This window comes from Streptomyces sp. NPDC094448 (assembly GCF_044763775.1).
In the GTDB taxonomy this organism is placed as follows: domain Bacteria; phylum Actinomycetota; class Actinomycetes; order Streptomycetales; family Streptomycetaceae; genus Streptomyces.
Genome location: NZ_JBIWGU010000011.1, coordinates 230,720 through 256,787, shown reverse-complemented (window position 1 = coordinate 256,787; position 26,068 = coordinate 230,720). Strand labels below are relative to the sequence as shown.

General features: G+C 71.0%; 19 protein-coding genes, 2 tRNA genes, 1 other RNA gene and 3 pseudogenes. 8 read left to right on the top strand and 17 right to left on the bottom strand.

What is annotated here, in order from left to right; all coding sequences use genetic code 11:
- The first annotated feature begins 15 nt into the window (after window positions 1-15).
- Window positions 16-88 (top strand) — tRNA-Gly (locus tag ACIQ9E_RS22830).
- A 99-nt stretch (window positions 89-187) separates the two neighbouring features.
- Here ACIQ9E_RS22830 and ACIQ9E_RS22825 read toward each other — a convergent pair.
- From ACIQ9E_RS22825 to ffs, 6 genes and pseudogenes are all read right to left on the bottom strand, one after another.
- Window positions 188-1,087, bottom strand: coding sequence for a phosphoribosylaminoimidazolesuccinocarboxamide synthase (locus ACIQ9E_RS22825; protein WP_403709755.1), 900 nt, complete (start codon window positions 1,085-1,087; stop codon window positions 188-190).
- Between the two features lie 177 nt (window positions 1,088-1,264).
- Window positions 1,265-2,983, bottom strand: a complete 1,719-nt coding sequence (locus ACIQ9E_RS22820) for a N,N-dimethylformamidase beta subunit family domain-containing protein (protein ID WP_403709753.1) — start codon at window positions 2,981-2,983, stop codon at window positions 1,265-1,267.
- 380 nt (window positions 2,984-3,363) lie between these two features.
- Window positions 3,364-5,085 carry a hypothetical protein gene (locus ACIQ9E_RS22815; RefSeq protein WP_403709751.1) on the bottom strand — a complete coding sequence of 574 codons (1,722 nt, stop codon included), beginning with the start codon at window positions 5,083-5,085 and terminating at the stop codon, window positions 3,364-3,366.
- A gap of 506 nt (window positions 5,086-5,591) precedes the next feature.
- A pseudogene (purD, locus tag ACIQ9E_RS22810) lies at window positions 5,592-6,833 on the bottom strand (phosphoribosylamine--glycine ligase); the annotation flags it as partial.
- Between the two features lie 61 nt (window positions 6,834-6,894).
- The gene (locus ACIQ9E_RS22805; RefSeq protein WP_403709749.1) at window positions 6,895-9,078 is read right to left on the bottom strand and encodes a DNA polymerase III subunit gamma and tau; all 2,184 of its coding nucleotides are present in this window, start codon (window positions 9,076-9,078) and stop codon (window positions 6,895-6,897) included.
- A 65-nt stretch (window positions 9,079-9,143) separates the two neighbouring features.
- An RNA gene (gene ffs, locus ACIQ9E_RS22800) (signal recognition particle sRNA small type) lies at window positions 9,144-9,242 on the bottom strand.
- Between the two features lie 71 nt (window positions 9,243-9,313).
- Between ffs and ACIQ9E_RS22795 the strand changes: the two genes are divergently transcribed.
- Window positions 9,314-9,401 (top strand) — tRNA-Ser (locus ACIQ9E_RS22795).
- 79 nt (window positions 9,402-9,480) lie between these two features.
- Here ACIQ9E_RS22795 and ACIQ9E_RS22790 read toward each other — a convergent pair.
- Both ACIQ9E_RS22790 and ACIQ9E_RS22785 read right to left on the bottom strand, forming a co-directional pair.
- Window positions 9,481-9,657: pseudogene (locus tag ACIQ9E_RS22790) on the bottom strand (site-specific integrase); the annotation flags it as partial.
- 49 nt (window positions 9,658-9,706) lie between these two features.
- On the bottom strand, window positions 9,707-9,907 hold the full coding sequence (locus ACIQ9E_RS22785; protein ID WP_403709747.1) for a hypothetical protein: 201 nt from the start codon (window positions 9,905-9,907) through the stop codon (window positions 9,707-9,709).
- Between the two features lie 422 nt (window positions 9,908-10,329).
- Between ACIQ9E_RS22785 and aspS the strand changes: the two genes are divergently transcribed.
- Window positions 10,330-11,640, top strand: a complete 1,311-nt coding sequence (gene aspS, locus ACIQ9E_RS22780; RefSeq protein ID WP_403709745.1) for an aspartate--tRNA(Asn) ligase — start codon at window positions 10,330-10,332, stop codon at window positions 11,638-11,640.
- A gap of 58 nt (window positions 11,641-11,698) precedes the next feature.
- On the opposite strand, the gene ACIQ9E_RS22775 is transcribed toward aspS, so the two are convergent.
- Genes ACIQ9E_RS22775 through ACIQ9E_RS22760 form a run of 4 tightly spaced genes read right to left on the bottom strand, consistent with a single transcriptional unit; the run spans window position 11,699 to window position 15,073 of the window.
- Window positions 11,699-12,511 (bottom strand): hypothetical protein, encoded by an 813-nt coding sequence (locus tag ACIQ9E_RS22775; RefSeq protein WP_403709743.1) that lies wholly within the window; start codon window positions 12,509-12,511, stop codon window positions 11,699-11,701.
- Entirely contained in the window at window positions 12,508-13,410 is a 903-nt protein-coding gene (locus ACIQ9E_RS22770; RefSeq protein WP_403709741.1) for a radical SAM protein, read from the bottom strand. Before ACIQ9E_RS22770 ends, ACIQ9E_RS22775 begins: the two co-directional genes overlap by 4 nt.
- Complete coding sequence (locus ACIQ9E_RS22765) at window positions 13,407-14,708, bottom strand: radical SAM protein (RefSeq protein ID WP_403709739.1); 1,302 nt, start codon at window positions 14,706-14,708, stop codon at window positions 13,407-13,409. The genes ACIQ9E_RS22770 and ACIQ9E_RS22765 overlap by 4 nt, the downstream gene beginning before the upstream one ends.
- A gap of 5 nt (window positions 14,709-14,713) precedes the next feature.
- Entirely contained in the window at window positions 14,714-15,073 is a 360-nt protein-coding gene (locus tag ACIQ9E_RS22760) for a hypothetical protein (RefSeq protein WP_403709737.1), read from the bottom strand.
- A gap of 338 nt (window positions 15,074-15,411) precedes the next feature.
- Between ACIQ9E_RS22760 and ACIQ9E_RS22755 the strand changes: the two genes are divergently transcribed.
- The gene (locus ACIQ9E_RS22755; protein WP_403709735.1) at window positions 15,412-16,686 is read left to right on the top strand and encodes a transcriptional regulator; all 1,275 of its coding nucleotides are present in this window, start codon (window positions 15,412-15,414) and stop codon (window positions 16,684-16,686) included.
- Here the strand turns inward: ACIQ9E_RS22755 and ACIQ9E_RS22750 are convergent.
- Together ACIQ9E_RS22750 and ACIQ9E_RS22745 are read right to left on the bottom strand one after the other, a co-directional pair.
- Window positions 16,667-17,326: an HAD family hydrolase gene (locus ACIQ9E_RS22750; protein WP_403709733.1), complete on the bottom strand. Its 660-nt coding sequence runs from the start codon at window positions 17,324-17,326 to the stop codon at window positions 16,667-16,669. The two genes, ACIQ9E_RS22755 and ACIQ9E_RS22750, sit on opposite strands and share 20 nt — an antisense overlap.
- Window positions 17,327-18,212: 886 nt before the next feature.
- On the bottom strand, window positions 18,213-19,001 hold the full coding sequence (locus ACIQ9E_RS22745) for a GntR family transcriptional regulator (RefSeq protein ID WP_403709731.1): 789 nt from the start codon (window positions 18,999-19,001) through the stop codon (window positions 18,213-18,215).
- A 107-nt stretch (window positions 19,002-19,108) separates the two neighbouring features.
- Here ACIQ9E_RS22745 and ACIQ9E_RS22740 point away from each other — a divergent pair, with 107 nt between their 5' ends.
- Window positions 19,109-19,516: an NUDIX hydrolase gene (locus ACIQ9E_RS22740; RefSeq protein WP_403709865.1), complete on the top strand. Its 408-nt coding sequence runs from the start codon at window positions 19,109-19,111 to the stop codon at window positions 19,514-19,516.
- A 379-nt stretch (window positions 19,517-19,895) separates the two neighbouring features.
- Window positions 19,896-20,203 (top strand): annotated as a pseudogene (locus ACIQ9E_RS22735) (cupin domain-containing protein).
- Window positions 20,204-20,273: 70 nt separating this feature from the next.
- On the opposite strand, the gene ACIQ9E_RS22730 reads toward ACIQ9E_RS22735, so the two are convergent.
- Window positions 20,274-20,747: a carboxymuconolactone decarboxylase family protein gene (locus ACIQ9E_RS22730; RefSeq protein WP_403709729.1), complete on the bottom strand. Its 474-nt coding sequence runs from the start codon at window positions 20,745-20,747 to the stop codon at window positions 20,274-20,276.
- 89 nt (window positions 20,748-20,836) lie between these two features.
- Complete coding sequence (locus ACIQ9E_RS22725; RefSeq protein WP_403709727.1) at window positions 20,837-21,655, bottom strand: DUF817 domain-containing protein; 819 nt, start codon at window positions 21,653-21,655, stop codon at window positions 20,837-20,839.
- Between the two features lie 277 nt (window positions 21,656-21,932).
- Here ACIQ9E_RS22725 and ACIQ9E_RS22720 point away from each other — a divergent pair, with 277 nt between their 5' ends.
- Window positions 21,933-23,378, top strand: coding sequence for a DUF2252 domain-containing protein (locus ACIQ9E_RS22720; RefSeq protein ID WP_403709725.1), 1,446 nt, complete (start codon window positions 21,933-21,935; stop codon window positions 23,376-23,378).
- 71 nt (window positions 23,379-23,449) lie between these two features.
- Here the strand turns inward: ACIQ9E_RS22720 and ACIQ9E_RS22715 are convergent, their stop codons facing one another.
- Complete coding sequence (locus ACIQ9E_RS22715; RefSeq protein WP_403709723.1) at window positions 23,450-24,814, bottom strand: DUF1266 domain-containing protein; 1,365 nt, start codon at window positions 24,812-24,814, stop codon at window positions 23,450-23,452.
- Window positions 24,815-25,070: 256 nt separating this feature from the next.
- Here ACIQ9E_RS22715 and ACIQ9E_RS22710 point away from each other — a divergent pair, with 256 nt between their 5' ends.
- Window positions 25,071-25,892: a lipase family protein gene (locus ACIQ9E_RS22710; RefSeq protein WP_403709721.1), complete on the top strand. Its 822-nt coding sequence runs from the start codon at window positions 25,071-25,073 to the stop codon at window positions 25,890-25,892.
- Window positions 25,893-26,068 lie beyond the last annotated feature (176 nt).

Genomic DNA, 26,068 nt, shown 5'->3' with positions numbered 1-26,068 from the left:
GCGCAACGGCGCAGTGCGGACGTAGCTCAGTTGGTAGAGCGCAACCTTGCCAAGGTTGAGGTCGCCAGTTCGAACCTGGTCGTCCGCTCGGTGAAAAGACCCCGGTCCTCTTCGGAGGGCCGGGGTCTTTCGCGTACGCCTGCGGACTGCCCCGGGCCCCCGTCCGACGGAAGCCCGGGGCCGGGTCTCACCAGGTCTCGCCGGTCAGCATCTCGTACGCCTCCACGTACTTCGCCCGGGTCGCGGCGGTGACCTCGGGCGGCAGCGGGGGCGGCGGCTGCTCGCTCCTGCGGTCCCAGCCCGACGCGGGCGACGTCAGCCAGTCGCGGACGTACTGCTTGTCGTACGACGGCTGGGCGCGGCCCGGCTGCCACTGGTCGGCCGGCCAGAAGCGGGACGAGTCGGGCGTGAGGACCTCGTCCGCGAGAACGAGCTGCCCGGTGTCGTCGTAGCCGAACTCGAACTTGGTGTCGGCCAGGACGATGCCCCGGTCGCGGGCGATGTCCCGGGCCCGGCCGTAGACCGCGAGCGTCGCCTGCCGCAGCAGCGCCGCGGGCTCGGCGCCGATCCGCCGGGCGACCTCCTCGTAGGGGACGTTCTCGTCGTGGTCCCCGACCTCGGCCTTGGTGGCGGGGGTGAAGATCGGCGCGGGCAGTTCGGAGCCGTCGACGAGCCCCTCGGGGAGCGCGAGACCGCAGACCGTACGCGTCTCGTTGTACTCGGCGAGCCCGGAGCCGGTGAGATAGCCGCGGGCGACCGCCTCGACGGGGATCATCCGCAGCGACTTGCAGACCAGGGTGCGGCCCTCCCAGTCGGCGGGGGCACCGGCGGGCGGTTCGGTGCTCAGGACGTGGTGGGGGATCAGATCGGTGAGGCGCTCGAACCACCAGAGCGAAAGCCGGGTGAGGACCCGGCCCTTGTCGGGGATCTCGGTCGGCAGCACCCAGTCGTAGGCGGAGATGCGGTCGGTCGCGACCATCACGAGGTCGCCCGCGTCGTTGCGGTACAGCTCCCGCACCTTGCCGGTGTGGAGGTGGACCAGCCCCGGCACCTGCGGCGCCTCGGGCTTTTCGACGAATCCGGACACGGCTGCTCCTGGTGGTTTCCGACGTGCGTGGCTGAGGCCGATTCTCTCAGCAGGGTCCGGACGTCTGCCTGACGGGCCACCCGTACCTCGGTCGCGCGTACCTCGGTCGCGCTTGCGGCCGGCGCGCTCGTGTCCGGCGCGTTCGTATCAGTCGCGCTCGTATCAGTCGCGCTCGTATCAGTCGCGTTTGCAGATCCGGTCCAGGAGGTTGGCGGTGGCCCGCTGGATCCGGGGGTCGGCGTGGCCGGGCCGGTCCAGCGCGGGTGACCAGGCGAAGGTGCCGGAGGCGAAGACGAGGGCGCCGGACGGCGCGCGGTAGAGGGAGGTCTCCTGGTGGCGCAGCACGCCCGCGCCGTCCGGGTAAGGGGAGTGCGCGAGGAGGATCCGGCGGCGGTGCTCGGGCAGCGGGGCGCGCGGGAAGTAGCGGTCGGCCTCACCAGCGACCAGACCGGGCAGTTCGTCGCCCTCCCCGGCGCCGGTGGCCTCCCAGAGCCAGTGGTCCGCGTTCCGTACGACCAGGGGATGCGGTTCGGGCACCCGGCCCGCGTACTGGATGCCGAGTAACTGCTGCTCGGCGCGGTCGGCCTCGCGCCAGAGCGCCGATCTGCCGGGGCCGCGGCGTTTACGGCAGGTCAGCAGGCGGTTCTCGGCGCCGGAGGGGGACGGGCCCAGCTCGACCTGCCAGTAGAGGGTGTTGGCGGAGAGGAAGACGAGGGAGGTGCCCCGGTCGCGGGCGGCCTCGGCGGCGCGGCGCATGGGGACGGACCAGTACTCGTCGTGGCCGGGGAAGACCAGTCCGCGGTAGGTGGTCGGGTCGATGCGTCCGGCGTGCAGATCGCGGGTGTCGGCGTAGGCGAGGTCGTAGCCGTACCGCTCGGCCCAGCGGATGAAGTCGTAGGCGTGGCCGACGTGCAGCGGCAGTCCGGAGCCCGCGTACGGCCGGTCGAAGGAGAGCGTGGTCGCGGCGGAGTCCTCGCCGAGCAGCCGGCCCTCCTCGTCCCAGGCGTGGTAGAAGCTGGCGCCGGTGCGGCCGTCCTCGGGGTAGAGGTTGTACGCCTGCCAGGTGATGTCGGGCAGCACCAGCAGCAGATCGGCGGGGCGGTCGTCGCGGACCGTGAAGGGGATGTGCGAGCGGTAGCCGTCGGCCGTGGTGAGGACGGCGACATAGGCGCCGACGGCCCAGTACGAGGGGATCTGGAGGCGCCAGGAGAGCCACCAGTGGTGGCAGGAGACCGTGCGCCCGGCGGCGAGCGGGGGGTGCTGGACGATGCCGGAGAGCCGGGGGCTGGTGGTGACCTTGAAGGCGCCGTGTCCGGCGTAGTGGCCGATGCGGTAGACGTCGACGAGGAACTGCTGGGGCGGGTCGACGGTGATGTGGAAGTCGATGGACTCGCCGGGTGCGACCGGGCCGTTGGAGACGAAGCCTTTGATCTGCCGGTGGACGTCGTCGGCGGTGCGGGGGGCGCGGGTGCTGCGGCCGCGGTCGGGGTCGGCGTACCAGGGGACGGCGCGGCCGGTGTCGTCGAGGTACTGCTCGCTGCTGCGGAGCCACGGGAGCGGCCCCTGGCCGAAGGGGTCGGTCACGGCGTGGGCGAGGGCGCCGGACTCCCAGCGGCGGACCCGGGGCGGGGGCGGGGGTGTTGCTGTGGTGGGGCGGGGGGTGCGGTGGACGTCCGGCGGACCGCCGGGACCGTTCGCGGGGTCCGTACGATCCACGCCGCTCCCGCCCTGCGTACCGCTCCCGGCGTCCGGACCGGTCCCGGCGGGTGTATCGCTCCCGCTGCGCGTACCGGTCCCGCTGCCCGTACCGGTCCCGCTGTCCGTACCGGCGGCCGGGGCTCCGACGGCGGTGCGGCCGCCGCGGAAGCCGTTTCCGGCGGTCCCCCTGCTCTCCATGGGCCCCGTCTCCCCCATACCGTCGCGCCCCTTCTCGTACGACCGCTGCTCCGTACGCCGTGCTCCGCGATGCCGCCGGGGTCCCGGTGTCCCAAGGCGTACGGCACGGTTCGGTGGACCGTAGGCGGCAGCCCCGGTACGCCGCCGGGAGCGCGACCCCAGCACATCACATTACGCGCTCGGACCGTCACCCTTCGTCGTGAAAATGTGCCCGGACGGGCAGCGGTAAGCCGGTTTTGCCAGGGTTTCTACGGGAAGGTGAGACGGCCGTGATGGGGGGCCGGGCACATCGGTACGCCGGTACGCCGGCAGGGCGGCAGGGCGGCAGGGCGGCAGGGCGCTGGTAGGCGGCGGGGCGTCACGGCATGAGCGGCCCCCGGCTACACCAGGCGTACGGGCTTCTCCGCACGGACGCCCGTCGCCGTGAGCCAGGCGCGCAGCGGTCCCGGGTCACCGTCCTCCGTGAGGGCGAGGACCCCGGACGAGAGATCGGCGCACCGCTCGCCGTGCAGCAGCAGGACCGGGCCGTCCAGCCAGTCGAGGCCGGGGAGGGCTCCGGCGGTGTCGACGGCGGCACAGCAGACCATCGCGGTGACATGGTCGGCGAGGAGGTCCCGGCCGGTGCGCGGCGGCTGGAGCGGGAAGAGGGGCAGCGGATCGGCGCCCCAGCCGTGGGGCGGGTCGACGGCTGCCGGGGCGGCGGACCTCCGGTCGTCTCCCGCCGGGTCCGGGGCGCCGCCCCGCTGGGCCCGTGCGGTCTCCTCGCGGGCGACGGCGGCGGTGATTCCGGCGGCGAGCCGGTCGGCGGCTTCCGGGCGGGGGCCGGAGAGATGGGCCAGGATCCGTTCGAGGGTGGGGTCGTCGTCGGATCCGGCGGCGGCGGGTTCCGATGCGTCGAGTACGTGGTGGAGGCGGGCCGCCTCCGTACGCCATTTGCGGTCCACGACCTCTTCCGGATACTGCCGCCAGTCGACGGGTGACCAGTCGGGTCCGGGTGCGGCGGGGCCGCCGTGGAAGAGGCGGGCGGCGAGCAGGGACGTGGCCTCGTCAACGGCCCCCGGCTCCTCCAGCAGATCGCAGGCGGGCCGCTCGCCGAGCCGGGAGGCGAAGCCCTCGGCGAGCCGGTCGCGGCGGGACAGCTCGGTGAGCGCGGACACCACTCCGGCGTCCAGCCGGGAGGGCCAGCGGCCCATCCGCCAGGCGGGCAGCGCGACCCGGGTCAGCAGCCGGTCCCAGCCCGCGTACGCCAGGCCCACCTGCTCCTGGGCGACGATCCGGAGACCGTAGTCGACGGACTGGGCGCGCTCGGACGCGGCGGCGGCGACCCCGCGTTCCATCTCGGCCGCGTGCACCCGGCAGCTCCGCAGCAGAAGGCGGGCGATCCGGCCGGTGAACCCGAGGGCGAGCCGGCGGGGGAACCGGAGGAGCCCGGCCGGCGCGAAGGTGCGGCCGGAGCCGCGGGCGGGCCGGGCGGCGAGGGCCACCGCGGCGTCCAGGCCCCGGACGAACCGGCGCGCGGTGGCTATGTCGGGCTGGGCCGCCGATGCCGTACCGGCGACGACGGGGGCGAGCAGGGCGCGCAGCTCGGCCACCCGCATCCACCAGAGGAACGGGGAGCCGATGACCAGGACGGGTGTCCGGTCGCTGCGCCGCAGCCGGTTGCCGGGACGGCCCGCAGCGGTGTGGGCCGGGTGGGTGCGGTCCTCCAGCCAGCTGTCGCAGTCGGGGGTCAGCGCGACCGCGGAGGGCGCGGGCACGTCGAGCCGCTCGGCGAGATCCCCGACCAGGCGGTAGAGGTCGGGGGCCGACCGCTCGGACAGTTCGACGGTCGGGCTGAGCGCCGGCTCGGCGCGCGCGATCACCGCGGCGACGGCGAGCGCGGCCGCTCCGGTGGCGACGGCGATCACCGCGGCGACGGTGCGGGCGGTGTCCCAGCCCCCGCCGGTCAGATGGCCGAAGACACCACCGGCGAAGAGCACCACGGCCACGGCCGCGGGAAGGATCGCGACGGCGACCGCCCGGCTACGGATCCGCAGCACGGCAAGCGCCCGTGCACGCGCGGCCCGCGCACCGATGGACTCACTGATTCCGGTCATGGACACGGTTGGTCCTCACCCCCTCTGCCCCGCGACGGTGGACGGTGTAGGTGCACTCCCACTGTGGCACCCGCCACCGACATCGCAATGCCGGTGGGCCAAGTGCCGGAACGCCCTCGCCGCACCCTAGTTGGGGCGGTCGCGGGCGTCATCCGGATGGCCGAGCGTCACTCGATGGAATGGCCTTGGGCAAAGGTGCTGACGAATGGGTGGGCGGTGTGATTTCCCTGTGTAGACAGCGTGAATGCGCTGTTCGGGGGCGGGGGACGGTGCGGAGCGGCCCCGTACCGCGGACGGCGGTGCCCGGAGACGTACCACCGGGGTGTACGGCAACGGGCCGGGCCCGGGGATCGTCCCCGGGCCCGGCCCGTTGCCCTGCGGCGTCCGGCCCTCTGCGGACGCGCCGTATCCGTATGAACGCCCTCTGTCTACGCGGACTCGACGGACTCGGCGGCCGTGGCGGATCCGGCGGGCTCGGCGGCCGTGGCGGATCCGGCGGGCTCGGCGGGCTCGGCGGCCTTGCGGGCGATGTCCGTACGGTGGTGGGAGCCGTCGAGGCCGATCCGGCCGACGGCGGCGTACGCACGCTCCCGGGCCTCGCGCAGATCCTTTCCGGTCGCGGTGACGGAGAGCACCCGGCCGCCCGCGCTGACGACGGTGTCGCCGTCCTGCCGGGTACCGGCGTGGAGGACGTACGCGTGCGGAGCGTCCTGTCCCGCGACGTCCGCGAGCCCGGTGATCGGATCGCCGGTACGCGGGGTGTCCGGGTAGTTGTGGGAGGCGACGACGACGGTGACGGCCGCGTCCTCGTGCCAGCGCAGCGGCGGTTCGTCGGCGAGGGTGCCCTGGGCGGCGTGGAGCAGGACGCCCCCGAGGGGGGTCCGCAGCCGGGCGAGGACGACCTGGGTCTCCGGGTCGCCGAAGCGGGCGTTGAACTCGATGACACGGACGCCGCGGGAGGTGATCGCCAGGCCCGCGTAGAGCAGTCCGGCGAACGGTGTACCGCGGCGGCGCAGCTCGTCCACGGTCGGCTGGAGGACCGTGGTCATGACGTCGTCGACGAGCTTGGGGTCGGCCCAGGGCAGCGGGGAGTAGGCGCCCATACCGCCGGTGTTGGGGCCCTCGTCGCCGTCGAGGGCGCGCTTGAAGTCCTGGGCGGGGGTGAGCGGGACGACGGTCTCGCCGTCGGTGATCGCGAAGAGGGAGACCTCGGGGCCGTCGAGGTACTCCTCGATGACGACGCGGTCGCAGGCGAGGGCGTGCGCCCGGGCGGTGGCGAGGTCGGCGGTGACGACGACGCCCTTTCCGGCGGCCAGGCCGTCGTCCTTGACGACGTAGGGAGCGCCGAAGGCGTCGAGGGCCTCGTCGATCTCCTCAGCGTTCGTGCAGACGTAGGAGCGGGCGGTGGGTACTCCGGCCGCGGCCATGACGTCCTTGGCGAAGGCCTTGGAGCCTTCGAGCTGTGCCGCTTCCCGGGAGGGCCCGAAGCACGGGATCCCGGCGGCGCGGACGGCATCGGCGACCCCGGCGACGAGCGGTGCCTCCGGTCCCACGACGACGAGACCGGCTTCCAGATCGGCCGCGAGGCGGGCGACGGCAGCACCGTCGAGTGCGTCGACCGGGTGCAGTTCGGCGACCTCGCCGATGCCCGCATTGCCGGGCGCGCAGTGCACAGCGGTGACGTCGGGGTCGAGGGAGAGAGAGCGGCACAGGGCGTGTTCGCGGGCGCCGCCGCCGATGACGAGGACCTTCACGGGCGCCAGCCTAACCGGCCGGAAGCCGTGCCCTTCTGTACGGGCCTCCCAAGCGGCCGCTCTACTCGTTCGTATATTCCTCCAGGATGGTGGCGCCCAGCTCGCGCACGATCAGGTCGTGGCCGGAGAGCGCGGAGTCGACGAGGTCGGGGTCGTCGTCCTCCGGGGTGTCGTCCTCGGGGGCGACGGGCGGGGGGCCGCCGTACGCCTCGGGGGCCGGCGGCGGGGGCTGCGCGGCCGGGGGGCGCTCGGCGGGCGGCTGCTGTGCGGGGGCCGACGGGGCCTGGGCGGGCGCGGGCGGGGGGCCGCTCGGGGCGGCGGGGGCCGCGGGGCGCTGGGGTGCGGCGGGGGCCGGGGACGGCCTGCCGTAACCGCCGCTTCCACCGCCGCCGGGGCCCGAGGGCCCGCCGGCGCCACCGGTGGGGTCGACGATGGCTTCGATCTTCCACTGGACGTGGAACTGCTCGGCCAGGGCCTGGCGGAGGACCTCTTCGCTGCCGCTGGTCGCGAAGTTGTCGCGGGCACCGGGGTTGAGGAAGCCGATCTGGAGGGTGGTGCCGTCGAACCCGGCGACCTGGGCGTTCTGGCTGAGGAGAATCCAGGTGAAGCGGCGGCGGTTCTTCACGGCTTCCAGGATCCCGGGCCACATGTTCCGCACCTGGGCCGCGCCCTGCGCCATTCCGGGCGCGGGGGCGGAGGCGGCGGCCTGGGGCTGGGGTTCCGGAACCGGCGCGGACGGCGCCGCGGGCGCGGCCGCGGGCCGGGTGCCCTCGCCGGGCGCGGTGGCGGTGGGCCAGCCGCCGGGCCGCCGGCCGCCGTCGCCCGCGGAGGAACCGGCCCCGGGCCAGGCACCGGGCCGCTGCTGGGACTGCTGGGGCTGCTGCTGTGGAGCGGGGGCCTGTTGCTGCGCGGGCTCGGGGGCGGCGGGCGGGGGGCCCTGCGGCGCGACGGGGGCCACGGGCTCGGGGGCGGCGGGCACAGCCTGGGGAGGGTGCGCGGCGGAGGCCGCTCCCCCGCCCCCGTACCCCATGGGCACACCACCGGGCGCGGGCGCGGCAGGCCCGGCGGAGAAGGTCGCACCCGCGGCGGCGCTGCGCTCCAGCCGGTCGAGCCGGGTCTGGAGCGAACGCTCGTCGTCGAAGGCGCCGGGCAGCAGCACCCGGGCGCAGATCAGCTCCAGCTGGAGCCGGGGCGCGGTGGCCCCGCGCATCTCGGTGAGCCCGGTGTTGACCAGATCGGCGGCGCGGCTCAGCTCGGCGGCGCCGAAGACTCCGGCCTGTGCCTGCATCCGCTCGACGACATCGGCCGGGGCGTCGATGAGGCCCTTCTCGGCGGCGTCCGGGACGGCGGCCAGGATCACCAGATCGCGCAGCCGCTCCAGCAGATCGGCGACGAAGCGCCGGGGGTCGTTGCCGCCCTCGACGATCCGGTCGACGACCTCGAAGGCCGCGGCGCCGTCCCCGGCGGCGAAGGCGTCCACGACGGAGTCGAGCAGGGAGCCGTCCGTGTACCCGAGGAGACCGGTGGCCATGGCATAGGTCACACCCTCCTCGGTGGCCCCCGCGAGCAGCTGGTCCATCACCGACATGGAGTCCCGCACGGACCCGGCACCGGCCCGGACGACCAGCGGCAGGACCCCGTCGGCAACGGGGATCTTCTCCTGCCCGCAGACTTCGCCCAGATAGTCCCGCAGGGTCCCGGGGGGGACCAGCCGGAACGGGTAGTGGTGCGTACGCGAGCGGATGGTCCCGATGACCTTCTCCGGCTCGGTGGTCGCGAAGATGAACTTCAGATGCTCCGGCGGCTCCTCGACCACCTTCAGCAGGGCATTGAAGCCCTGCGGGGTGACCATATGGGCCTCGTCGATGATGTAGATCTTGTAGCGGCTGCCCGCCGGCCCGAAGAACGCCTTTTCCCGCAGGTCACGGGCGTCGTCCACACCGCCGTGCGAGGCCGCGTCGATCTCGATGACATCGATGGACCCGGGCCCGTTGCGCGCGAGGTCCCGACAGGACCGGCACTCTCCGCAGGGCGTCGGCGTCGGCCCCTGCTCGCAGTTCAGACAGCGCGCCAGGATCCGCGCACTGGTCGTCTTGCCGCACCCGCGCGGCCCGCTGAACAGGTACGCGTGATTGACCCGGTTGTTCCGCAGGGCCTGCTGCAACGGGTCAGTGACATGCTCCTGCCCGATGACCTCGGCGAACGATTCCGGGCGATAGCGGCGGTACAACGCAAGCGACGACACACCTACGAGGCTATCGGTCCCCACCGACAACCGTCCCCCACTGCCCCCACCCGCACCCCCCGCACAACGCAAGCGCCCCCCACGCACCCGCCAGAGCCGACCTACCCTTGCTGCCTTCCGGCCCTGGGGGAGTTCAGTCAGATAGCGCCACGTGAGGGGCTCCGCACAGGGTACCCGATCCCGGGGGTGGGAACGAGTTCGCGAGCACTGCTCAACGTCTTGTATTGTTTGCCGCGGAGGATTCGCCTAGTGGCCTAGGGCGCACGCTTGGAAAGCGTGTTGGGGGCAACCCCTCACGAGTTCGAATCTCGTATCCTCCGCCAGTGCCTCACCGGGCACTAACGTCGAAGGGCCCGCTGCTTGCAGCGGGCCCTTCGACGTTTCTCCGTCTTAGTTTCCGTCTCAGTCGCCTTCGGCCGGTCCCCAGAGCGCCCCGCCCACCTGCCCGGCCACTTTTCGCAGCACCGCCCCGGTGACCTGCATGTATCGGGCCCGCATCCGGGCCGCTCCCCCGGGCTCCCATCCCATGATCGCGTCGACCACCCCATCGGGGACGCCGAGGATCAGCAGCACGGTCGCCACGAGCGGCAGGGCGGGAACCAGGAGTATGTAGATGTTCGACCGGGACTCAGGTGTCGGCGAATCTGAACCGCGCCCCGGCTTCCGCGAGGACGTGGAGGCGGAAGATCCGCCGGTACCAGTCCGGACCGGTGGAGATCAGGAGGTAGCGCGGGCCTTCCCAGCGCCCCATGGAGGCGTCTTCGAGTGCGCGCCGCAATGCCTCGTCGCCCCGGGCCGGATGTGTGACAAGGGATTGGCCGGGCGCCATGCCCTTTCACCTCCGCCCGCGCTGTCGCGCTGTGACGGCGAAGGCCCGTCGCCCTGTCCAAGATCACGATCAGGCCGCTCCCCGGGCCTCTGGGCCAGTCGGAGCCGTATGTGATTGCGGGCATGGTCGCGAGGTCCGTATCCTGCTGGGCAACGCGTTGACGGAGACGAGTAGCCAGGGTTCACGCGAGCAGAGAGAGCCGCCGGTAGCTGGGAAGGCGGTCTCGCGCCCCAGGGTGAAGACCCTCCTGAGCGCGGGGAGGAACGGCCACGTCCGGTGGCCCCATGCCCCGCCGGCCGACCCCCGTGACCGGGTACGAACGAGGCCGCCACCTGGTGGCGGCGAAAGTGCGGTGGTACCGCGAGTTCCCCTTCTCGCCCGCACTCCCAAGGGATCATGACGAAGTCCTTCGGAGGACCGAAATGATCCACAGCCGCGTACACGTCTCCGACCTGCGAGAACACGTTGGCCGTACCGTCTCCGTCTGCGGGTGGGTGAACACCCTCCGTCTGCAGAGCAAGATGCAATTCGTCGTCGTACGGGACGGCACCGGCATGGTGCAGGTGACCCACCGGCGCGACGGCGGACCGCTGGAAGCCCGGCTCGAATCCCTCACCCCCGAGTCCGCCGTCCGGATCACCGGCCGCGTCGTCGACGCCGCCCAGGTCAAGCTCGGCGGCCTGGAGATCGTCCCCGAGACGGTCGAGATCCTGAACTCGGCCGACACCCCGCTGCCGATCGACGAGCACACCGGTCTGGAGCAGCGCCTGGACTGGCGCTTCCTCGACGTACGCCGCCGGCCCGCCACCCAGCTGATGTTCGCCGTGCAGACCACCCTGGAGCAGGGCATGCGCGAGTACGCCTACGCGCAGGGCGCCACGGAGATGCACACCCCCAAGCTCATGGGCACCGCCTCGGAGTCCGGTGCGGAGGTCTTCAAGCTCGGGTACTTCGACCGCAGCGCCTATCTGGCGCAGTCGCCGCAGTTCTACAAGCAGATGGCGATCTCGGCCGGGATCGAGAAGGTCTTCGAGATCGGGCCGGTCTTCCGCGCCGAACCGTCGTTCACCTCCCGGCACGCGACCGAGTTCACGGGCGTCGACGTCGAGCTGGCGTGGATCGACGACGTCGAGGACGTGATGGCGTTCGAGGAGCAGATGCTCACCCATGCAATCGCCAAGGTCGCCGACGCGCACGGTGAAGCGATCGCCGAACACTTCGGTGTCGAGGTCACCGTCCCCACGACGCCCTTCCCCCGGATCACCATGGCCGAAGCACACAAGATCCTGCGCGAGGGCGGCTGGGACCCGGAGGGGATAAAGGAGGACCTGGACCCGGAGGGCGAGCGGAGTATCTCCGCCCACGTCAAGGAGGCCACCGGGCACGAGTTCGTGTTCATCACCAACTACCCGGTGGGCATCCGGCCCTTCTACCACATGCGGTCGGCCGACGACCCGGGCGTGACGCTGAGCTTCGACCTGTTGTGGAAGGGGCTGGAGGTCACCACCGGTGCCCAGCGTGAGCACCGGTACGACGTTCTGTTGAAGCAGGCTGCCGAGAAGGGCATGAGCCCCGAGCCGCTGCGGGACTACCTGAACGCGTTCCGGTACGGCTGCCCGCCGCACGGTGGTCTCGGCATGGGGCTCGGGCGGGTGCTGATGGTCATGCTCGGCCTGGACTCCATCCGAGAGGCCAGCTTCCTCTTCCGGGGGCCGAACCGGCTCACCCCGTAATCGGGCGGGAGCCGGGCCCCACGACGCGGATCGCTCGCCCGTGCCGTAGGGCCCGGCCTCAGTAGCGGACATGGCGCAGATCATGCGTCCATGCCTCGCCGGGGTTCTTGTCCCAGTAGGACCGCAGCGCCAGCTCCCGCTCGGAGAAGTGGCCCCGGTGGCACAGCCCGCCGTGGGAGAGGGTGACGCTCATGGCGAGCGCCGACTCGGTGGTGACCCAGTGCGGCGTCAGGACGTGACTCCACAGCTGGTCACCGGGCCGCATCGTGATGGACTGACGGTCAGCACGATCATGCTCGGGCGGCTCCTCGGCGGTGGTCTCCCCGATGACGGCCGCCTCGGCCGACAGGTGTTTGTCGGGGCTGAGGTAGCTGTGGAAGGACTTGGTGCCGTGGACCTGCCAGACCAGGCCGTGTGAGTTGTCGTTGTGGTAGGTCGAGGACGCGCCCTCGGTGGAGAGGAACAGAATCGGCGCCAGGCGCTGCCAGGTAAAGCCCCGGGCGGACAGATGGGTGCGCCAGGGGATCATGACGTCTTCCTGGAAGCCGCGCAGGAGGTCGCCGTAGAAGCGGCTGAGGTTGAAGTGCACCAGCCGGAACGGCCAGGTGACGATCTCCTCGATCGGCGCGGTATGGAAGGCGGCGGTGCGGTCCATCCGTACCTGCCAGTCTTCGTCCCCGAGGATCGTGAACCGGACTTCCTCGTCTCGCCGGAGATGGTCGAGGAAGTCGACAGCGGGCAGAAACAGGTAGTCGAAGCGGAGGTCGAGCGGGAAGTTCGGCGGCTGTCGCCACCTCTGGGTGAAGTCTTCGGGTGTCGTGATCGTCATCGGTCGGTCCAGGGAGTCGTGGTAGTCAGGTCCCGTGCTCACGCGGGCACGCTGCACGGCGCTTCGCGGTCGTCGGGCGTGACGGAGGGGCGGCAGATGGCGGCGCAGTCAGGGGTCACCCGGTCCTGCGCCGGATCGGTGAGGAACCGTCCGATCTCGGCACGGGGTGCGAGGAAGCTGACCGACGCCTGACCGTAGGGGCAGCGCCGTATGAGGCCGTCGGCGGACACATACGCGGTCGCCGAGCGGCACTGCCGCCGCTCGCCCTCGGCCGGCAGTTGAAGATCCCGCAGCTCATCGAGATAGCCCCGGTACCGATCGGACAGGTCGAAGTAATGTCCCAATACCTCGGCGTCGAGCCACTGCCGTGCCAGATACTCCTGGACCACCATGCCGCCGCGGCGCAGGGCATGCTCGTCGAGAACGACGGGGCTGAACTGGACCTCCACCCCGGCCTCGGTCACGAGGCCGGCCAAGGCCCGGCACTCGCTGTCGATCAGGTTCCAGCAGGTGACGTGCAGGATCTTCGTCCCGGTGCTGGTGGCACGCAGTGTGTCGATACCCGTTGCCGCCGTGCGGCTGGTGCGTCCCAGCAGCATCGCGCCCCGGGAATCCGCGGAGACGGTCACATTGGCCAGGAGATCAGCCACGTGCGAGAGGGCGATCACGTCGGTCACGGTGCGGGCCGAGGTGACCATCGACACCGACATGCCGAACTGGTGGGCCAGTCGTACGAGCTGCCTGAGGTGCGGATGGTGGGTCGGCTCGCCGCCGGTCAGACACACGCCGTCCACGCCCGTCTCCTTCAGCCGGGACAGGGTGCGGGTGTACGTCGGAGTGTCGAGGAAGCCGTGGGCCCGGTCGGCACGGAAGCAGAATCCGCAGGCCACTTTGCAGTGCCCGGCCGTGGAGATCAGCGCGGTACGAACGTGGCCGCTCATTGCACCCCCGTGTTGTCCCAGACGGCGATCTCCACGGTGTTCGTGTAGAAGGCGCACATCTCGGGGTCCGGGGTGCCGCCGCCGATGAGGGCCTGTTCGTTGCGGGACGGTCCGCCGCAGATGGCGAGCGCCGGGCAGTTCCCGCACTCGGGGATCGGGGCGACCTTTTTCGTCACTCCGGCGAGGAGTCCGGGATCGGCGCGTAGCTCGTCGAGGGTGTGCTGGAATGACGGCTCGGTGAAGTTGATGTCGCACAGGCTGACTCGGTTGCCGGGCAGCAGGGCGGCGTTCAGGCTGCGGTCGCCCTGCATGTGGTCGAACAGCATCGGCCGCCGCGTGTCGAGGGCCTGGAAGGCGCGGTCCAGGACGGAGAACAGCATTCCGCCCCGCGTCAGAGCGGCCTGGCGGGCCTCGTACAGCTCCCGTGCAAGGTTGGTGCCGTTAACCTGCCAGCGGCCCGCGGTCGGGATTGGCGTGTTGGCGTAGATGAACTTCAGCCCGAGGTCGTCGATGATCCACCGGACGGTCTCGGCGAGGCGCCCGATGTTCGCAGCGGTCGGGGTCAGGTTGCAGCCCACATGCAGCCCGTCCGCCTTGATGAACCGGGCGACGTTGCGGCGAATCCGGTCGTCCGCGGGCTGCCCGCCGAGGAGGAGCCGGTGCGCGGAGTTGATGCCCGGCGGCCCGTCTATGGAGATGCCAACTCCGTACTCGTACGCGACGAAGTGGTCGAGTGCTTCCTCGGTCAGCCGGGCTCCGTTGGTGACCACGGTGCGGCGCACCCTGGCCACGTCGTAGCGGGCGGCGAGGGAATCGGCGAGCTGGTCGCCGTACCGCATGAGGTCGAAGCGGATGGTCGGCTCGCCGCCGAACCACTGGATGGACACCTCTTCCTGGCCGGCGTTCTGCTCGAACAGGAACTCCAGCCCCTCCGAGAGCTCTTCCTTCGTCAGGTCCGGCTTGCCGCTGTTCGTATCAACGAAGCAGTAGGTGCAGGCCATATTGCAGCGGTCGGTGAGGACCACGCGCAGGCCGCTGATACGGCTGGGAGCGCGGTCGAGGCCGAGGAGTCGAAGACGGTCGTGGAGTGCTTCGCGCCGGTCAGCAGCAGGGCCACCAGGGGTGAAGCCGAGCCCGGCGAGGGCTTCATGGGTCTCGGTCGGGGGGACCCCGGCAAGGTCGTGGACCTCGCCGGAGTCGATGAACACACTGTCCAGCGCGACCGGGTCGAGGAGAACCGCTTCCCCGTCCCGTTCGTACTGGAAGTACTTCCCCCACAGCATCCGGGGGACGGCCATGATGGTCAGGCCGCCGCTTCCTCTTGGGCTATCCCGAGCTCGCCCATGACCTCGCGGACGGTCTCCTCGGCGGCGGCCTGGAGCTTCGCGGAGGTGGCCGGCGAGCCGCCATCGGCGAGGACGATCACGCCGGGCAGCGTCGGGTTCGGCGCGATGACGGTGATACCGGCCGGGTCGGCGCTGATAACCATGATCGCGTCCTTCAGCTCGACCCAGTCGGCCCGCTCCTTGAGGGCCTCGATGATGCGGCCCTGCTTCTCCTGGAAGGAGGCCCGCTCGCCCATCCACACGCCCGCCTTGGACTTGGAGTCCACGACGTCCGCGTAGATCAGGTGATCCTTCTTCTCTCGCCTGGCTTGAGGCATGGCTGATCCCTTCTGTGTGCTGGATGAGCTGAACCGACCCCTTGGATATGCAGGGTCGGACGGCCACCAGCTCGCTGCGAGCTGGACGGAACCGGTACTGGACGCCTTGGTGGGCGCCGGTGCGTGGCATCGGCCGCAAAGATCACTGACACCTTGCTGCGACACGGCTTCAGTGCGACGCGGTGACATCATGTCGATCGACCAAAGCCCCCTTCGAGGACTCTGAGCGGTCATCAGAAGGACTTCCAAAGGACCTACTTGATGCCCGGCGAAGGTTGTTCGCCGCCATGAGGACATCGCATGGCACGCTGGGACGAGAGCTCGCCACGGAGGAGACCATGCCCCGCCCTACAGGCAACACCAGGCTCAAGGCCGCTCGCCTGTCCGCCGGATACAACTCCCAACAAGCCCTGGCCGACGCCATTACCGAAACGGCACTGACCCTCGGTATCAGAGGTCTGGCCGTCGGCGTCCGACAGGTCAGGCGCTGGGAGTCCTCCACTCCTCCCTGGCCACAGCCAGATGTGCACCGGGTTCTCACCCATGTTCTGGGCCAGAGCATGGAGGACCTCGGATTCGCTCCGCCGTGGGGCAGCGCACGGCCCCAGCCCGGCAGAGCGACCGGGAACACCCTGCGGGCGTCGCAGCCTGGGGCGCGGTTGGCCCCCGTCCCTCTTGAGGGCATATCCGCGAAGCAGCCGGCCACCGTCGGCAGGGATTTCGGGGCCGTCACCCGCTCGCACCGGCACTTGTACTGGTCCGTTGCCCCTGCCGTGCTGCACCCGTCAGTGCTGGAACACACTCGTCTGGGGTGCGCACTCCTCCCGGAGACGGCGAACCCCGCCCGCCAGGCGCTCGCAGCGGCGCTGGCCGAGTCCTACCTGCTGGCCGGCCGCATCGAGTTCTTCGATCTACGGCAGCCGGACCGGGCTTCCGAAACCCTTCTCCGCGCCCTCCAGGCGGCAGGGGAAGCCGACGATCCACTGCTCGGAGCGGCCATCCTCGCCCATATGGCCTTCATCCCTGGATGGGCGGACGATCAGGAGGGGGCGATCGAACGGATGACTGCGGCCCGTACGTACGCCCGTCGTGGAACGGCGTCGGCGGAGTTCTGGGCGTGGCTGGACGCGGTCGAAGCGGAGTGCGAGACCCGCTGCGGCAACCCTCACACGGCGCTGAGACTGATCCACCGCGCGGAGGACACTCTCTCCGCGGGCGCCGAGCACGCCAGCCCGGAGTGGATGGACTGGTTCAGCCCTGTGCGCCTGTCCGCGTTCAAAGGGAACACTCAGCTGAAGGCCGGGCACCTACCGCAGGCGCGGCAGACGCTCCACGACGTGCTCGACAGGCTGCCACCCGAATCCGCCAAACAGAGCACCATCGTCCTCGGAGATCTCGCGGCGGTCGAAGCCTTTGACGGAAGGCCCGTGGAGGCGTGCCGCTATGCCATCCAAGCCCTCGACCAGCTGGCGCTCACCTGGTACGCCACCGGCATGGACCGCGTGCGTGAGGTCCGGCGCATGCTCGCTCCCTGGCAGAACGAGCCGTGCGTCCGGGACCTCGACGACCATCTCTACGACTGGGGCACCACGGTCAGCGCTCTCCAGCGTTGAACTTGGCGATCTTCTCCGGCAGCTCCGCCAGTGAGTCGATCCGCATTGTCGTGATCGCGTCGGCGTCCGGATCGCGCTGTTGGATCGTGCCCCAAGGGCCGCGCCGGATGAGGGCTGTCAGGAGCCCCGCCTGTACGGCCGGGCGGATGTCGTTGTCGAGCCGGTCACCGACGTACAGGATCTCGGCCGGCTCGGCAGGCGTGGCGTCGATCACCCGCTCGAAGAACTCCACGTCAGGCTTGGACGCTCCCCAGTCGTCACTGGTGGCGATCAGGTCGGAGGGCAGCTCCAGCCCGCGCAGCAGGCCGCCGGCCCGTACGGTCTGGTTTCCCGCGATGCCCACCCACAACCCGGCGTCCCGAAGCGCCGCGAGCGTCGGCCGTACATCCGGGTAGAGATCGTCTTCTCCAAACCACTCCGGCTTCCCGGCCGCCGCGCGCTTCTCCCGCTGCTCGGCGAGGTCGAATCCGGGCTGGAACTCCTGGAACGTCTCGCGATAGTCGCGCCCCTGCGCGATGACCGCGCCGAACATGGCCGCGAAAGTATGACGGGGCACCCCCAGCCAGTCCGCCCAGGTCCCGTACTCCCTGGTCTCGTCCACCAGGCACTCACCGACGTCGAACACCACAGCACGAATCATGCTCGGCAGGTTAGACGGTGCCGAACGAGACAGCGGCGGGGCCTCTGGGCGGCGGCTGAAAACAGTCGTCAGCGGGAGATACTGTCCGGCTTCACCACCCAGGAGCCCGGCCGTGCCAGCGGGTGACCGGGGCCGGATCCAGGTCTCATTCGCCGCCGTCCGCACCAGTCCGGACGAGGCCCCTCCGAAAGCTCCACCGCAGGTCAGGACAGGCGTGAACCCACCCGGACCACCGTACGAACATATGGAAAGCGTGTTGGGAGCAACCCCTCATGAGTTCGAATCTCGCATCCTCCGCCAGCGCCTCACCGGGCACTGACGTCGCAGCTTCCGTCTCAGCCGCCTTCGGTCGGCCCCCGGAGCACCCCGCCGGCCTGCCCGGCCACCTTCCGCAGCACCGCCCCGGCGACCCGCATGCCCCGGACCCGCATCCGGGCCGCGCCCCGGACCCCCATCCCATGATCGCGTCGACCACGGCATCGGGGACGCCGAGGATCAGCAGCACGGCCGCCGCGAGCAGCAGGGCAGGAACCAGGAGTAAGTTTTATATAAGGGTACTTCTATATCCGGGGAGTTGGCGGGCAAGACTGCCGAGCTGACGGCGTCCTTGGCGATCTCGCCCGTCTTCCGGTCGCAAACCTTGGGCTCGGGAGCCTCGGTCCGCAGGATCGTCGCCGCCGAGGTCTCCACGCGGATGGTGTGCATCAATCCACCTCCCCAACTACTCGTCTAGGCAAGAACCGTCGCGCGCCTGCAAGTCCGGAGGTGCGGACGATCACCTTGGCACACAATTTGCTCACTCGTCTACACGAGTATGCCTGTGGGGAGGTGCGAGTTCGGAGAGGGGGCCCGCGCATCACCGTTCACCGCTGGTCTGGTCAGGCCATCAGGTCGCCGGAAGCTGGTAGTTGAGGACGTATGCGTCCGCCGCCATGACGGTGTCGCAGACTTCGACGGCCCGGCCCTCGGTGTCGTACGCGGTCCGGATCAGATGGAACACGGGCACGCCGGACGCCAGCCGGAGCGTCTTCACCTCCGTGGGGGAGGGCATCCGGGCGCGGATCTCCTCCTCGAAGCGGTCGAGCCGGTGGCCGAGTTCTTCGAGGCGGGCGTAGATGCCGCCGGGGCCGGGGTTGGGCTCGGCAATCTGCGTACCGCGGGCGATGTCGAGGGGGAGGTACGAGGTCGCGAACTCGACCGGGCGGCCGTCGAGGAGGTAGCGGCGGTGCCGGGCGAGGACGCGGCGCACGGAACCGAGCCGCGCGGAGATGTCCTGGCCGGCCTTCTCCTCCTTGACCTCCAGGCTGTCCACCTGGGGGTGCCCGCCGGCCACGTCGGCTTCGACGAGGAACGCGGACTTGCCCTGGTTGCGGTGGCGGCGGGCGAAGCGGTCGGAGGCGAGTCGGCGCACGGGCGGCCGGGGCCGGACGAACACGCCCTTGCCGTGTTCGGCATGGACCAGGCCCTCGCCCTGGAGAACGGAGAAGGAGTTGCGGACGGTCATCCGGGAGACGCCGTAATGCTCGACCAGTTCGGCTTCGGAGGGCAGCTTCTCCCCCTCCCGGAACCGGCCGCGGTCGATGGCTTCGCGAAGCTGGTCCGCGATCTGCCGGAAGACCGCGCGATCGCTCGTGGGGTCGAGATCACCGATGATGCCGGTCGGAAGCGAGGTCATGCGTACTCCTTTAGGTATCTAGACGAGTGGGCGAGTGTTGTTGCTACGGTGGTGAGCCTAGCCAGCCGAGAGGGCCGAGGAACGTGAGCACTGACCGTCCGCACTCCGTGAGCGTCGCCGGGGTCGTCGTGGACGAACAGGGCCGGGCCCTCCTCATCCAGCGGCGCGACAACGGCAAGTGGGAGCCCCCGGGCGGGGTCCTCGAACGCGAGGAAACCATCCCGGACGCGCTCCAGCGCGAGGTTCTCGAAGAAACCGGCCTGAAGATCGCACTTCCCGCGACCCTCACCGGCGTCTACAAGAACATGACGGGCCTGATCATCTCCCTCGTCTTCCGCTGCCAGGCCGCGGACGGCACGCCCACCACCGGAAGCGAGACCCGCGCACTGCGCTGGGCCACCCGCGAAGAGATCACCGAACTCGCCGACGAGGCGTACGCGATCCGGGTGCTCGACGCCCTGGACGCGACATCGCCACCAGCCGTCCGCGCCCACGACGGCGTGAAACTCGTCTAGCCCGAACCCGCTGCACATGCGGCCTACCAGCACGGTGGAACTTGTATGCACGAGTATACGAGCAGGGCGCAGGTTTGGGGACTGTCCTGCCCGGGCCCGCCGCTCCTGTCTCCGCCCCACTCTGGCCCCGGCCCAGCCGACCGCGCAGAGCGGCAGCACGCTGAAGTGAAGTCAAACCTTCCGCGGCCAGGACGGTTGCGAGTGGGGCCTCAAGACGATGGCTCCGGCGGGGGCGCTCAGGCTCCGGGATGGGGTGCCCGTAAGCGGGCGCCGGCACCCCTCGGCGCCCCTGGCAGGAAAGTACCCAGTGATGTCTTTGCCGACACTCGGCACGGCTCGGGCGGGCGGTCGGGCTGAGTCCATGACGACAGCACAGAACATGCCCGGCTACGTCTGCTCCGCCGTCGACGACGCCCCCGTGCGGGAGATCTTCCCCGGTATCCGCATCCGTCCCCTCTGGCAGGGGGAGCGTCGGCGCAGGTGGTGGAGATGGATCCGGGGGCCTGCTGGGAAGGGGTCGATGTGCACGAGCCCGGTCCCGAGGAGGTCTTCGTGGTCTCCGGGGTCTTCAACGACGGGTACCGGGACTATCCCGCCGGATCCTTCATCCACGCGCCCGCCGGGTCCTCGCACATTCCGCAGACGGCGGCCGGCTGCACCCTCTTCGTCTTCTATCCGGAGGGGTGACCGGCGCGGAGACCCCGAAGGGCCCCACCGGGCGCGGTGGGGCCCTTCACGGATCGCGGGTCGGGAGAGGTCAGGCGAACTGGCCGACCCGATAGCTCCCGCCGGGCTGCTGGGTCATCACATTCAGCCGGTTGAAGGCGTTGATCGTGGCGATCAGGGAGACCAGCGCGATGAGCTGCTCCTCGTCGTAGTGCTTTGCGGCGTCCGCCCACGCCTCGTCGGTGACTCCGCCGGACGCGTCGGCGATACGGGTGCCCTGCTCGGCCAGCTCCAGCGCGGCGCGCTCGGCGTCGGTGAAGACCGTCGCCTCCCGCCAGGCCGCGACCAGGTGCAGGCGCGTCGTGTCCTCACCCGCCGCCGCGGCTTCCTTGCTGTGCATGTCGAGGCAGAAGCCGCAGCCGTTGATCTGGCTTGCGCGGATCTTCACCAGCTCCTGTGTCGCCGCGGGAAGCCCGGTGGCGGAGACCACTGCACCGGTCGAGGCGAGGCTCCTGATGACCTTGTTCGCGGTCGGGTTGCCGAAGAGGGTCAGTCGGGCGTTCATGGCGCGGGCTCCTCTGCCGTTGTCGTTGGCTACATCCCTATGACCGGCGGGCGCCCACGGATGTGACAGAGGCGGATGTGACCTGCGTCTCAAGGGCGGAAGCCACTCCGGCGGAACTCCCGGGCCCCGCGCGCGATCACCACGGTCACGCTGATCAGCAGCGCCCACGACGCCCATTTCGTCACCGGCACCGGCGACCAGGTGTCGAGCTGGTGGGGGTAGGACCAGGCGCCGAGGTAGGTGGCCAGGTTCTCGGCGACCCAGAGGAAGAAGCCGATCAGTACGAAGGCGAGCGCGAGCGGCATCCGGAGGCGGATCGTGCCGACCGTGTACGCGACCCTGGTTCCGCCCGTGGCCAGGAGCAGCAGCCCGGCCAGTACCCAGCGAGCGTCCGGCAGCCAGTGGTGGCTGAGGAAGTTGAGGTAGACGAGGGCGGCGAGCACGGCGGTCGCGCGCGGGCGGTAACCGGACAGTTCCAGGTCGAACAGGCGCCATGAGCGGCAGACGTAACTTCCCACCGCCGCGTACATGAAACCGCCGTACAGCGGGACACCGGCAACCTTGGTGAGCGCGTCCTCGGGGTACGTCCACGAGCCCACCTGCACCTTCACCACCTCGAACGCGAACCCGAGCAGATGGCAGACCGCCACCACCGCGATTTCCCGGCCCGTCTCCCAGCGCATCGCGTATCCCAGGGCCGTGATCGCGACGCCGTAGAGGAGCAGCAGGTCGTAGCGGGACACCGGCAGGCCGTCGGGGAGCGCCTCGGCCGCCGCCATGCCGAGGAAGAGCGCGGCGGCGAAGACACAGGCCCGGGTCTGGATCCAGCCGAAGACCAGCAGATGGCGGGTGAAGGCGAGAAGCCGACGGGGGAGGGCGGGGAGCGCAGGGGACGGAGAAGCGTTCATGAGTTCCTTCCAGGCCGGAGAAGAAGAGGAAGGGGAAGGGGGGGAAGGGGAGGAAGGAGGAGAAGCACGAGAAGGAGGTGGAGGAAGGGGAGCGGGAGGAGGGGGAGGAGCGGAGGCGTCATCGCGTTCACGTTCCGGCGGGGTCTCTTCGTTGCACCCGGATGGATCATGTGGGGCACGTCACGCAACATGCAGCCGATGGGGCAGAAGGGGAGAATGGGATGGAGTGGGTGGTGGTGCTGCGTCCGCCGCTGCCCGGCTGGAGGTGTCGTGGCATATGGCTGACCGACGATCCCGGCATGGAACCGGGGAGCGCGACCGTTACGGCGCCCGCCCGCTCCCCACCCCGCAAGAGCGCGCCGAGCGGGGCCGCGCGGCCCGTAAGACCGCATCCCGCTCCTCGCACGCGGAGTACGACCCCGCCCCCGGCCGGCCCGACCCCGTCGGCATCGTCGAGACCCAGTCGGCGGCCCGGGTGCCCGAGCTGGTGCCCGTACGGTACGGGCGGATGACCGAGTCGCCGTTCCGGTTCTACCGGGGCGCCGCCGCGATCATGGCCTCCGATCTGGCCGCCGCGACGCCCGCGTCCGGGCTCACCGCCCAGCTCTGCGGCGACGCCCACATGATGAACTTCCGGCTCCTCGGCTCCCCCGAGCGACGGCTCGTCTTCGATATCAACGACTTCGACGAGACCCACCCCGGGCCCTGGGAGTGGGACGTCAAACGGCTCGCCACCAGCCTGGTCATCGCGGGCCGTGAGAACGACTGGCCGAAGAAGGAGCGGATGGCGATCGTCCGGTCGGCCGTCCGCGTCTACCGGCAGCGGATGCGGGCGTACGCGGGCCTGGGCCATCTGGACGTCTGGTACGACCGGGGCGATATGGAGCAGGTGCAGGCCCTCGCCGACGAGCGGCTCGACCAGCGCGGCCGGCTGAGGCTGGCCGAGGCGATGGCGAAGGCCCGTACCCGCGACAGCATGAAGGCCTTCGAGAAGCTGACCGAGATCCGCGACGGCGGGCGCCTGTTCGCCGCCGATCCGCCGCTGGTGGTACCGGTCGACCAGCTCCTCCAGGGGGCCGAACTCGACCGGCTGGTCGGTGAACTGCACACCCTCGTCGGCCACTACGGCCGCAGCCTCTCCATGGAGCGGCGGCATCTGCTCTCCCAGTACCGGATCGCGGACATCGCCCGCAAGGTCGTCGGCGTCGGCAGCGTCGGCACCCGCTGCTGGATCCTGCTGCTGCTCGGCCGGGACGACACCGATCCGCTGATCCTCCAGGCGAAGGAGGCCGACCGCTCGGTGCTGGAGCCGTACACCGGACAGAGCAGGTACGAGAACCAGGGGCAGCGGGTCGTCGCGGGCCAGCGGCTGATGCAGGCCGTCGGGGACGTGTTCCTGGGATGGGACCGGGTCACGGACGTCGACGTGCCGTACCGCGACTTCTACATCCGGCAGTTGCACGACTGGAAGGGGATCGTCGTACCGCAGGCGATGGTGCCCAAGGGCATGCGGCTCTTCGCCGAACTCTGCGGCGCCACCCTGGCCAGGGCGCACGCCCGCTCCGGTGACCGGATCGCGATCGCCGCCTATCTGGGCGGCGGGGACGTCTTCGACGCGGCCGTCTCGGAGTTCGCCGAGGTGTACGCCGACCAGAACGAGAAGGACCACGCGGCACTGGTCGGAGCCGTACGGGAAGGTCGGGTGAAGGCGGCGGAGGCGTAACGGGGAAGCGTAAAAGGGAGGAAGGGAGGAAGGGAAGGAGGGAGGAAGGGAAGGAGGGGGGGGAGGCGCGGCTACTTCCAGGGGATGTTCAGCCAGGGGCTCGCGGGATCCGTCGTCAGGATCCGGTGGCAGGCGAGTGCGTTCTCGTACCAGTCGCCGAACTCCTCCTCGTCGAAGTGGAGACAGCGGCCGAGGATGTACGCGGCGGAGAAATCCTCCCAGGAACGGTAGTTCGCGCGGGCCGCACCGCCCGCCCGGACCACCGCCGCCTCGGTCTCCGCGAGGGTGCCGAAGCGGGCGGCGAGGCCCCAGCGGGCCATTCCGGAGGCCCGGCCGTAGTCCCAGGCCTCCAGGGTGCGGATGAACCGGCCCTCCTCCAGCAGGCCGTCGGCGCGGAACCGGGCCTCGTAGCGGGCGATCCGGCCGATCAGCCGCCGTACCCCGGCGGCCTGTGCGGACACCTCGCCCTCGTCGGCGGGGGTGCCCGGCGTGACGCCTTCGGGGGTGATCCGGGGCTCGGCGGCGCGCTCCGCGTTCCGGCGGACGACCCGTTCGGCGACGGTCCGCCAGTGGTCCGGTTCGACGGCGCCGCCGAAGTCGAGGGCGAGACCGCGGCGGACCCGGAGCGCGAACTCCCAGACCGGGCTGACCATTTCCGCGGAGAGCAGCCGTTCGAGCGTGTCACGCCACTCCTCGGGCGTGGTGATGTCCCACCACTCCTGGAGCCGGGTGCGTTCGCGCCGGTAGCCGCGGCCGTGGTAGCCGAGGGCGTTCCACAGTTCGCCGTTGTTGACGGAGAGCAGGGCGCCGCAAGCGAGGCCGTGCGCGACCGTGCCGTGCAGGGCGCCGCCGACGTGGAGGGCGCGCAGCCGCAGTCCGGGGCGGATCACGGCGGCGGTGTGGTGCTTCCACCGGGCACGGTGTTCGGGGGTGGTGAGGAAGTAAGCCTCGGAAGGCGTACCGGGGTTGACCGCCAGCCACGGCGGATCGGTCCGGTCCCAGGCGTCCGCGTACCAGGACAGGGATGCCGAGGCGTAGACGGGGTCCGCGACGGGCGCGGGGAGTACGCCTTCGGTGAGGACGGTCAGGCACACGCCGCCGACCTGCGGGGAGAAATGCGGCAGGAACTGGACTTCGCCGGGGTGGGTGTCGAGGAAGGCCCGGCGCTGGGCCGTGTAGAGCCAGTTCCGGCCGAGCACGTCGAAGTAGGCGGACCAGTCGCCGCGGGTCTTGGCCTCGTACAGCTGCCGTTCGACAGGGCTGGGGGCCTGCCAGCGGGCGGGGGGTACGGACGGTGCCGGGGGGCCGTACGGCCCCGGGGGCCGGGCGGCCGGGCGGGAGCCGGGGGGCGCGAAGGGGTTGCCGTGGTACGCCGGCGGGCCGTAGCCGTCCGGGACACCGTCGTCGCCGTTCCCCCACCCCGTCCCCGTACCCATGCAAAAACTCTAAGCGGTGCCCGCGCGGTAGTGCCGTCCGCCCGGTGAGGGCCGGTGCGTGCGGGCCCGTTCCGTAGGCCGGGCGGGGGACGGTGGGGCGGGGCGTCGCGTGGCGAGCGGCCCGCGGACGGGCCGGTACGGGTTGAGTACGGGAGCGGCCCGGGGGACGCCGCCGCCGCCCCGTCCGGCAGCCCGGACCACGACACTGCACAGCACAAGCACAGCGCCGCGCCGCGCCGGAGAGAGGAAGACGACCGTGCCCGTACCGTCCTTGCCCGACCAGCACGCCACCGGCTACAGCCTGCCGCACGCCTACTGGTTGGCCCGTGCATCGAAGCTTGCGTACGCGAACCAGGGCGACGTTCTGCGGCAGGCGCGGGAGTGGGGATTCGACCGGGTACGGCACCACGAGTCGCTCTTCGAGCCGCCGTTCGCCCTGGAGGACGCCCAGGCGTACACGCTGGCCGGGGAGCGGATGATCGTGACCGCCTTCCGCGGCACCGAGCCCGCGCAGATCCGGGACTGGCTGTCGGACGCGAGCACCCCGCCGTGGCCGGGCCCGGCCCGTACCGGCTATATGCACTACGGCTTCGCCGAGGCCCTCGACTCCGTGTATCCCGGGGTCAGGGACACGATCGCCGAACTCCGCGACAACGGGCAGACGGTGTGGTTCACCGGGCACAGTCTGGGCGGGGCGCTGGCGATGCTCGCGGGCTGCCGGATGTATCTGGAGGAGCCGCGGCTGCGGGCGGACGGGGTCTACACCTACGGCCAGCCGCGGACCTGCGACCGGATCCTGGCCGCCGCCGTGAACAAGGGCTTCCCCGATCAGGTGTTCCGCTTCGTCAACAACAACGACATCGTTCCGCAGCTGCCGCCGGAGCCCGCGTACTCGCATACCGGCACGGTCCGCTACTTCGACGCGAAGGGGCGACTGCACACGTCGATGCCGCTGCTCGGGACGGCCGTGGACCGGGCGCGGGGGCTGACGGCGGATGCGCTGGCCCCGGCGGCCGACGGGGTGCGCGACCACTTCATCGACAGCTATCTCGCGGTGCTGGAGCGGAATCTGGACTGAGGAGCGTCGTCCGGGCGACGCGGGACGGGATTTTGGCGGGGTGCGCGGGAAGGGCCGGGGGTGCGCGGGAGGGTCCAGGGGTGCGCGGGCGCGCGGGAGGGTCCGGAGGTACACGGGAAGGTCCGGAGGCACGCGTCGGGGGCCGCTCGTCCTGAGCGGCCCCGCGTCCCGTACCT

What these genes read in the sequence shown, in the direction of transcription:
- ACIQ9E_RS22820 (WP_403709753.1), bottom strand. Translation starts at nt 2,983, where the DNA reads ATGGAGAGCAGGGGGACCGCCGGAAACGGCTTCCGCGGCGGCCGCACC.
- ACIQ9E_RS22785 (WP_403709747.1), bottom strand. Translation starts at nt 9,907, where the DNA reads ATGGCGCCCGGCCAATCCCTTGTCACACATCCGGCCCGGGGCGACGAG.
- aspS (WP_403709745.1), top strand. Translation starts at nt 10,330, where the DNA reads ATGATCCACAGCCGCGTACACGTCTCCGACCTGCGAGAACACGTTGGC.
- ACIQ9E_RS22770 (WP_403709741.1), bottom strand. Translation starts at nt 13,410, where the DNA reads ATGAGCGGCCACGTTCGTACCGCGCTGATCTCCACGGCCGGGCACTGC.
- ACIQ9E_RS22765 (WP_403709739.1), bottom strand. Translation starts at nt 14,708, where the DNA reads ATGGCCGTCCCCCGGATGCTGTGGGGGAAGTACTTCCAGTACGAACGG.
- ACIQ9E_RS22760 (WP_403709737.1), bottom strand. Translation starts at nt 15,073, where the DNA reads ATGCCTCAAGCCAGGCGAGAGAAGAAGGATCACCTGATCTACGCGGAC.
- ACIQ9E_RS22755 (WP_403709735.1), top strand. Translation starts at nt 15,412, where the DNA reads ATGCCCCGCCCTACAGGCAACACCAGGCTCAAGGCCGCTCGCCTGTCC.
- ACIQ9E_RS22750 (WP_403709733.1), bottom strand. Translation starts at nt 17,326, where the DNA reads ATGATTCGTGCTGTGGTGTTCGACGTCGGTGAGTGCCTGGTGGACGAG.
- ACIQ9E_RS22745 (WP_403709731.1), bottom strand. Translation starts at nt 19,001, where the DNA reads ATGACCTCGCTTCCGACCGGCATCATCGGTGATCTCGACCCCACGAGC.
- ACIQ9E_RS22730 (WP_403709729.1), bottom strand. Translation starts at nt 20,747, where the DNA reads ATGAACGCCCGACTGACCCTCTTCGGCAACCCGACCGCGAACAAGGTC.
- ACIQ9E_RS22725 (WP_403709727.1), bottom strand. Translation starts at nt 21,655, where the DNA reads ATGAACGCTTCTCCGTCCCCTGCGCTCCCCGCCCTCCCCCGTCGGCTT.
- ACIQ9E_RS22720 (WP_403709725.1), top strand. Translation starts at nt 21,933, where the DNA reads ATGGCTGACCGACGATCCCGGCATGGAACCGGGGAGCGCGACCGTTAC.
- ACIQ9E_RS22715 (WP_403709723.1), bottom strand. Translation starts at nt 24,814, where the DNA reads ATGGGTACGGGGACGGGGTGGGGGAACGGCGACGACGGTGTCCCGGAC.